Here is a 7,112-nt window from a genome sequence, read left to right as displayed (position 1 = left end):
TTAGACTCAATAAAGCAGGATCTTAATGTAGCTTCCGTTACCGTAACAACAGGATAAAATTTCAGAGAGATTTTCGCTGTTGCCGTACATCCATACTGGGAAGTGATTTTTACATAAACCGTGCCTTCAGCGGATACGAATGTTGTAGGATTCGTAATTTCATTAACTCCTGCATTAAGGTCCGCCATAGTATTATAATACTTTTTGGTAGCAGTAGGGTCAGAAAAGACGCCTGCCGATGTGAGATCAAACGTCGCTACCCCGTCATTGTTATTATTACAGCTGTAAAGGACGACATCGGTTCCTGTAATATTTCCCTGTTTAAATTTAAAAGGCCCTACCTGCCTGCATGAATTGATAGGATTGTTGGGATTCGTGGGATCCAGGTAATGTATGCTGTAGTAATAGATAGCGGTAGTACTTACTGTTTGAGGTGTCAGAATGGGATTTATCCCTGAAAGGGCATCATTGGAAGAGGTGTGATAGCTTACCAGGAAATTCGGATTTCCGTTTAAAATACCTGCTGATAAGGTATTGAAATCAAAAATGGTGGGGTCTTCACATATGATTACTTCTCTCGGATCCGTTGGGTTGGCCGCAGGGATTCCGGGCGGATTAAACGGATGGATCTGTATATTGGGATCTGTGAATGGTGAAGCCAATGTTGCGGTTCCTCCCCAGGTCAGGGAGAACGGGGCCATGGTATTGCTGCCGGCTCCTACCCAGTTATCGATATATAAATAATAAGTCTCGCCTGCCAGAACATCCATATATTTACAATAAGGGGTAAGCGAACCTCCGGCTGCACTGGTAATGGTGCTGGTCATATTTAATCCCGTTGATGCTCCTACCCCAATAACTGTGGCGGCATTACAACGTATCGGTGATCCTAAACTTCCACAGGATACATTAGGTCCATAAATTGCCCAGTCATAATCCGCATCAGGATCTGTGGGAACAAGATCGAAAGTAAGCGTTCCGCTACTGGCAATGGTAATTCTGTACCATATGGAATTATGCTCACCTGTTATCAGGCATCCTCCTAAATTTTCATTAACGGCACCAATTCCCGTAGGAGCATAAGTGATATTTGAATTTCCGCAAACCTGAAGCGCAGTAGAGCAATCTGCCTGTGAAAAAAATAATTGTGATATCAATAAACAGAAAAACAGTAAACTTTTTCTCATATTTTTTCAATTGGTTATTAAATAAGTGATGTAAAACTGCACCTACCAAATATAAGCATTTTACATCAATAATAACAAATTTGAAAAAATAAATTCAATAAAAAAGCCAATACAATGAATTTTTAACAATAATTACTTTATACTCGTAATATTTCCACAAAGATTCTCAATGTGAAAAATTTTATGAAAAGGACTTTTTACCTCTTTCAGATGTTCCTTATCCTGAATAAAGGTATACCGGGAAGCAATGGAATTCATATCCGAAACAATCACCAGCCAGCATTCATCCACAGACGTATCATAATACGGGAACTTTTCATTTTTCTTTTCGATCAGTTCCAGGATCTTCTCCGAGCAAAGCTCATCAAAAAGATTCATGTTATATTCATGTGTAATAAAAACATTTCTGCGATGAAAAGATTTCCTGAGACTTTTCACATGCCCTACAGGCTTATTTTTTTTAATGCTTTTATAAATGGAAAGAATGGTTTCCTGCTGTTTTTCCGGATTATCTAACTTAAGATTGGAGTGAAATTCCAAAAAATAAACACCACGATATCTCGTAGTGTCTTCTTGTTCCAATAATATTTCAGCCTGACGGAAAATTTTATTTAAATTACTTTCAACTTTCTTCATTTCGAGATGATTGATAACCTCAGTAAGCTCTATTCCTATTTTTTTGTCGTTGAATTTGGCGATAAAGTCCGGGCTCTCGCAGGTAAGGTCTTCAAATTTAACATCCGGAAAATGATGCATAAAGGAATTAAGCAGTAAAATTTCAGACTTCTTCTTATACTTTTCACGGTCATGAAGGGAAGACTCATCTATTTTACGGTGATACTTTTCTATCGGCTTTTTTTTCAGGTGCCGGTTGAGGTAATATAAACTTAGATTCTTGATTAAATCTTCATCAGAAAATGCCTTTTTCATGTGCTTACTTTTTATTTATCCCCAAATACACATGAAACCTACGGTTTCATATCATGAAGCTTTTGATTATCAAAAATTTATACTTAAAGTTAAGTAAAAAAACAATTCAATGCCCAGTTTTAAAATTAATTTATCAAATAATTAATGTAAAGTTTATTTTCATAATTAATACCTTTGCCCCTCTAATATAAAACTGTGACTGATGGATTTTAAAAATTTTAAAATACCTTATAGCGTTAATCCCCAATATTCCAAAAAAGTTGCCTATTTCTCAATGGAATTTGCCATTGAACAGGTTTTAAAAATATATTCCGGGGGGCTTGGCTTTTTAGCAGGGTCCCATATGAGAAGTGCCTATAATCTGAAGCAGGACCTTATAGGTATTGGTATCTTATGGAAATTCGGCTATTATGATCAGGCGAGGAATCACGATCAGACCTTACAACCGGTGTGGACCAGAAAAATATACAGTTTCCTTGAAGATACGGGCATAAAATTTCAGATCGAGATTCACAGTGCACCGGTATGGGTAAAGGTATGGTACCTGGATCCTGAGATATTCCATACTGCTCCTTTGTTTTTTCTTTCGACCGATGTTCCTGAAAACGATCATGTTTCAAAGACCATCTGCCATAAGTTATATGATGCCAATGAGGCTACAAAACTGGCACAATACATCTTACTGGGGAAAGGAGGCGCAAAGCTGCTCGATGAGATGAATCTGGAGAGGGATATCTACCACCTTAACGAGGCTCACGGTCTTCCGGCAGCATTCCATCTGCTAAAAAAGTACGACGGTAATTTAAACAGAGTGAAGGAAAAGCTTGTCTTCACCACACATACCCCGGAAGAAGCCGGAAATGAAAAGCACAACCTGAGGCTATGCTATGATATGTCCTACTTTTCAGACTTCAGCATGGAAGATGTTAAAAGTATCGAAGGATCGGATGATGACCGCTTCAACCATTCATTATGCGCACTTAAAATGGCTAAGATAGCCAATGGGGTTTCCCAGCTTCACGGCGTTGTTTCCAGAGCCATATGGAGCAAATATCCCGGAATCTGCGAAATCACGTCCATCACTAATGCACAGGAATTTAAATATTGGGCGGATAAACCTCTCTATAATGCCAAAGATGAAAATGACGAAACGGTTTTTGATTACCGGAAGAAGCATCTGAAGAAAAGGCTTTTTAAAGTTGTGGCAGACCAGACAGGAAATCTGTTCAATCCAAATGTTTTCACGATTGTATGGGCAAGAAGATTCGCCAGCTATAAACGTGCGGACCTTTTACTGCATGATAAGGAAAGGTTTTACAGATTGCTGAACAACCCCAAATACCCTGTACAGATCATCTGGGCTGGAAAGCCTTACCCGATGGACTATTCGGCAATTTCCACCTTCAATTCCCTGGTTGAGGAAAGCAAAAACCATAAAAGCATGGCCGTTTTAACCGGATATGAGCTTGCCTTGAGCAAATTGCTAAAGCAGGGTTCTGATTTATGGCTGAATAATCCCAGAGTGCCGAGAGAGGCATCGGGAACCTCAGGTATGACCGCCGCCATGAACGGCTCCATAAATCTCTCTACGGATGACGGATGGGTCCCTGAATTTGCCAAACACGGAGAAAATTCTTTTGTGGTCCCGAAAGGGGATTACATGCACATGAGCATCTATGAACAGGATAATTATGACCTGAACCAATTATACGAGATCCTGGAAAACGAAATTCTCCCTACATATTACGATCATCCCGAAAAATGGAGAAAGATCCAGTACAATTCAATGAACGATGTAAAAGATCAGTTTAACAGCGACAGAATGGCTGATGAATATTACAAGAATCTTTATAATTATCAGCAATAACTTTTAAAGAATAATGGCAATACGGTCACTGACCTGCCTACAATAAAGCGGCCTGAAAAATTTCAGGCCGCTTTATTGTTAATTATCCTTTTTCTTTTTCGGTACCTTTAAACCTTTTTCTCTGGCTTCAGAAATACCAATGGCTACTGCCTGTTTCCTGCTTGTCACTTTCTTTCCGGAAGAGGACTTAAGCTTCCCTTCCTTGAATTCATGCATTACTTTTCCTACTTTGTCCTGAGCTTTTTCTGAATATTTTGTCTTGCTCATAATACTTTTTTTAAGATTTCTGTAGGGACACCCCTATTTCATAAACTTGAGCGTGCTTCAGATATTTGGAGCGCTCTCTGGAAGTTACCGATTCAAAGCGGTCGTTTTTGATCACAATGATCGGGTCTTCTGCATTCTCAATCTCAAAGTTGGCCAGATATCTTTCATCCGGTGCATCCTGCCTTAGTTTTGCTTTTATTTTCTGCAATTCATCCGCATATTTCCTGAAACCCGGATCAGAGGAATGGATGAACTTGTATTCATCACCTGCATACACATAGTAATGAAGTTTTTTTTCAAACAGGTTGGCTTCATCTGTAATTTCGGGATTATCATTTCCACCTTTAAAAGCTACTTCCACCAATTTTCCCCCTTTCTTTTGCGCATATTCTTCTGCATCTTTAAAACTTGAAAAACCTGTATATACAATCTGGTCGTTCAAAACATAACGGTTCAGCTTTTGGTTGTATGCATTCGTTTCCATAATTATTACTTTAATCGGATTCTGAAATAATATATTCAATTTTTTTGCCAAACAATACTATACATTAGAATAATAGCGTTCAATCAGCCCGGATACAGATCATTTTCTGCCGGCTTTTTTATAAAATCACTATATTTGGCATCTTATGAAACTTCGATTTTTACAATGAAAAAATTCTTACTAACGCTTACGGTTGCTGTAGCTTTTCAGGGCGTGGCAGCACAGGAGATTACTTTTAATAAAATATATTCAGGATATTACCTCGGAAAAGGTATTGCAGGAATCACTTCCATGAAAAACGGTGAGAACTATCTGGTCATTGAACCTACCGGAATTGCAAAATACTCTTATAAAACTTCTCAAAAAGAAGGAAATATTGTTGACGGACAGTTCGAAAGCTATGAGTTTTCCGATGATGAATCTAAAATTCTTTTATTGAAGGAAAGCGAGCCGATCTACAGGCATTCTTTCCTTGGAAAATTTGATGTAAAAGATCTAAAATCCGGAAAAGTGATCAGCCTGAATGACGGTAAACCCGTTCAGGAACCGAGATTTTCCCCTGATGCCACAAAGGCGGCTTTTGTTGCAGACAACAATTTATATTACCAGGATCTAAATTCCGGAAAGATCATACAGATCACCAATGATGGCAAGAAAAACTCTATCATCAATGGTTTGGCAGACTGGGTGTATGAGGAAGAATTCGGCCATGCAAGGCAATATGAATGGACAAAAAATTCTGACGCCATCGTGTTTGTAAAATTTGACGAAAGTGAGGTTCCGGAAATTTATATCCCGATCTACGGTAAAAACCTGTACCCTGCTGAAATGCGCTATAAATACCCGAAAGCAGGAGAGAAAAACTCTGTGGTCACCGCACAGCTGTACCGTCTGGATGCAGGCAAAACGATACCATTGAACCTGAACTCTTTTAAGAATTATTACATCCCGAATATCATCCGGACCGCTAAACCGGATGAAATGGTTTTAATTACCTCCGAAAGAATCCAGAACGCTTCCGATATTTTGAAGGTAAACACAAAGACAGGGACAGTGCAAAAACTATTTACCGAAACAGATGACAAATGGATCGATACGGATAATGTTACCATAGAATTTCTGGATGATGATTCTTTCCTTTGGGCCTCTGAAAGGGACGGTAACCGGCATTTGTACTGGTATGATAAAGACGGTAAGCTGAAAAAACAGGTTACCAAAGGAAACTGGGAAGTGACAGATTATTACGGCTATAACCCGAAATCCAAGGAAATTTATATCCAGACCACCGAAAAAGGAAGCGTTAACAAAGTAGTCTCCAAAGTCAACATTGAGAATGGTAAATCTCAGCTGATTTCCAATACAGAGGGGAATAACTCCGCCAACTTCAGTAAAAACTACAATTACTTCATCGAAACTTCTTCTACTGCCTCTAAACCCTACACCTATGTTTTGAAGGACGGAAACGGGAAAATAGTGAAGGAACTGCAAAATAATAATGACCAGCTTCAGAAACTGAAAGCAGACAATTTTGTTGATAAGGAATTTTTCACAATTCCCAATACAGCAGGAGATCAGATGAATGCCTGGATTATGAAGCCTAAAAATTTTGATCCGAACAAAAAATATCCGCTGTTTATGTTCCAATATTCAGGCCCGGGCTCTCAACAGGTTTCCAACTCATGGGATAACGGAAACACCCTGTGGTTCAACCTTCTGGTACAGAAAGGTTATATTGTGGCCTGCGTGGATGGCAGGGGAACCGGCTATAAAGGCTCCAAATTCAAAAAGGTAACTTACATGAATCTGGGCAAATATGAGATTGAAGACCAGATTACAGCGGCAAAATGGTTTGGCAACCAATCTTATATAGACAAAAACAGGATCGGGATTTTCGGCTGGAGTTTTGGAGGATATATGGCCAGCCTGGCCATGACAAAAGGTGCGGATGTCTTTAAAGCCGGGATTGCCGTGGCGCCGGTTACCAACTGGAGGTATTATGATACCGTTTATACGGAAAGATTTTTAAGAACTCCGCAGGAAAATCCTGAAGGATATGATAAAAACTCACCTACCGAGTATGCCGGTTTATTGAAAGGAAAGTTTTTGCTGATCCACGGAACAGCTGATGACAATGTTCATTTCCAAAACTCCATGGAGTTCTCCGAGGCTCTGATCCAAAACAGGAAGCAATTTGATTTTATGGCTTATCCTGATAAGAACCATGGTATTTACGGCGGATATACAAGGCCCCAGCTATACCAGAAAATGACGGATTTCATTTTAGAGAATTTATAGAATCCTCAATAGATATGGATCAATCCCTTTCGACACCCGGAAGGGATTTTTTATGACCTCATCCGTGCATTAACGGAGTTCA

6 protein-coding genes are annotated in these 7,112 nt (G+C 39.2%); 2 read left to right on the top strand and 4 right to left on the bottom strand.

The annotated features are described in order from the left end of the window. The coding region (locus ABMQ40_RS13695) for an FIDD domain-containing protein (protein WP_503128622.1) at nucleotides 1-1,187 on the bottom strand (1,187 nt) is incomplete at its 3' end. Between the two features lie 132 nt (nucleotides 1,188-1,319). Continuing rightward, entirely contained in the window at nucleotides 1,320-2,117 is a 798-nt protein-coding gene (locus ABMQ40_RS13690; RefSeq protein ID WP_370900544.1) for a hypothetical protein, read from the bottom strand. A 202-nt stretch (nucleotides 2,118-2,319) separates the two neighbouring features. On the opposite strand from ABMQ40_RS13690, the gene glgP reads away from it, so the two are divergent. Next, nucleotides 2,320-3,984, top strand: a complete 1,665-nt coding sequence (gene glgP, locus ABMQ40_RS13685; protein WP_370900542.1) for an alpha-glucan family phosphorylase — start codon at nucleotides 2,320-2,322, stop codon at nucleotides 3,982-3,984. Between the two features lie 78 nt (nucleotides 3,985-4,062). On the opposite strand, the gene ABMQ40_RS13680 is transcribed toward glgP, so the two are convergent. Continuing rightward, a complete protein-coding gene (locus ABMQ40_RS13680) occupies nucleotides 4,063-4,251 on the bottom strand; it encodes a DUF6496 domain-containing protein (RefSeq protein ID WP_370900540.1) in 189 nt (62 codons plus the stop codon). A gap of 10 nt (nucleotides 4,252-4,261) precedes the next feature. Beyond that, nucleotides 4,262-4,735: a hypothetical protein gene (locus ABMQ40_RS13675; protein WP_370900538.1), complete on the bottom strand. Its 474-nt coding sequence runs from the start codon at nucleotides 4,733-4,735 to the stop codon at nucleotides 4,262-4,264. Nucleotides 4,736-4,900: 165 nt separating this feature from the next. Here ABMQ40_RS13675 and ABMQ40_RS13670 point away from each other — a divergent pair, with 165 nt between their 5' ends. Next, the gene (locus ABMQ40_RS13670) at nucleotides 4,901-7,030 is read left to right on the top strand and encodes a S9 family peptidase (protein ID WP_370900536.1); all 2,130 of its coding nucleotides are present in this window, start codon (nucleotides 4,901-4,903) and stop codon (nucleotides 7,028-7,030) included. The last annotated feature ends 82 nt before the right edge of the window (nucleotides 7,031-7,112 follow it).

It is taken from the genome of Chryseobacterium gossypii, from assembly GCF_041361455.1.
Lineage (GTDB): Bacteria > Bacteroidota > Bacteroidia > Flavobacteriales > Weeksellaceae > Chryseobacterium > Chryseobacterium gossypii.
This window is presented reverse-complemented; position numbering and strand designations above follow the sequence as displayed.

Bases quoted from the DNA above. Each gene is read 5' to 3' on its own strand.
- ABMQ40_RS13690 (WP_370900544.1), bottom strand. From the start codon at position 2,117: ATGAAAAAGGCATTTTCTGATGAAGATTTAATCAAGAATCTAAGTTTA.
- glgP (WP_370900542.1), top strand. From the start codon at position 2,320: ATGGATTTTAAAAATTTTAAAATACCTTATAGCGTTAATCCCCAATAT.
- ABMQ40_RS13680 (WP_370900540.1), bottom strand. From the start codon at position 4,251: ATGAGCAAGACAAAATATTCAGAAAAAGCTCAGGACAAAGTAGGAAAA.
- ABMQ40_RS13675 (WP_370900538.1), bottom strand. From the start codon at position 4,735: ATGGAAACGAATGCATACAACCAAAAGCTGAACCGTTATGTTTTGAAC.
- ABMQ40_RS13670 (WP_370900536.1), top strand. From the start codon at position 4,901: ATGAAAAAATTCTTACTAACGCTTACGGTTGCTGTAGCTTTTCAGGGC.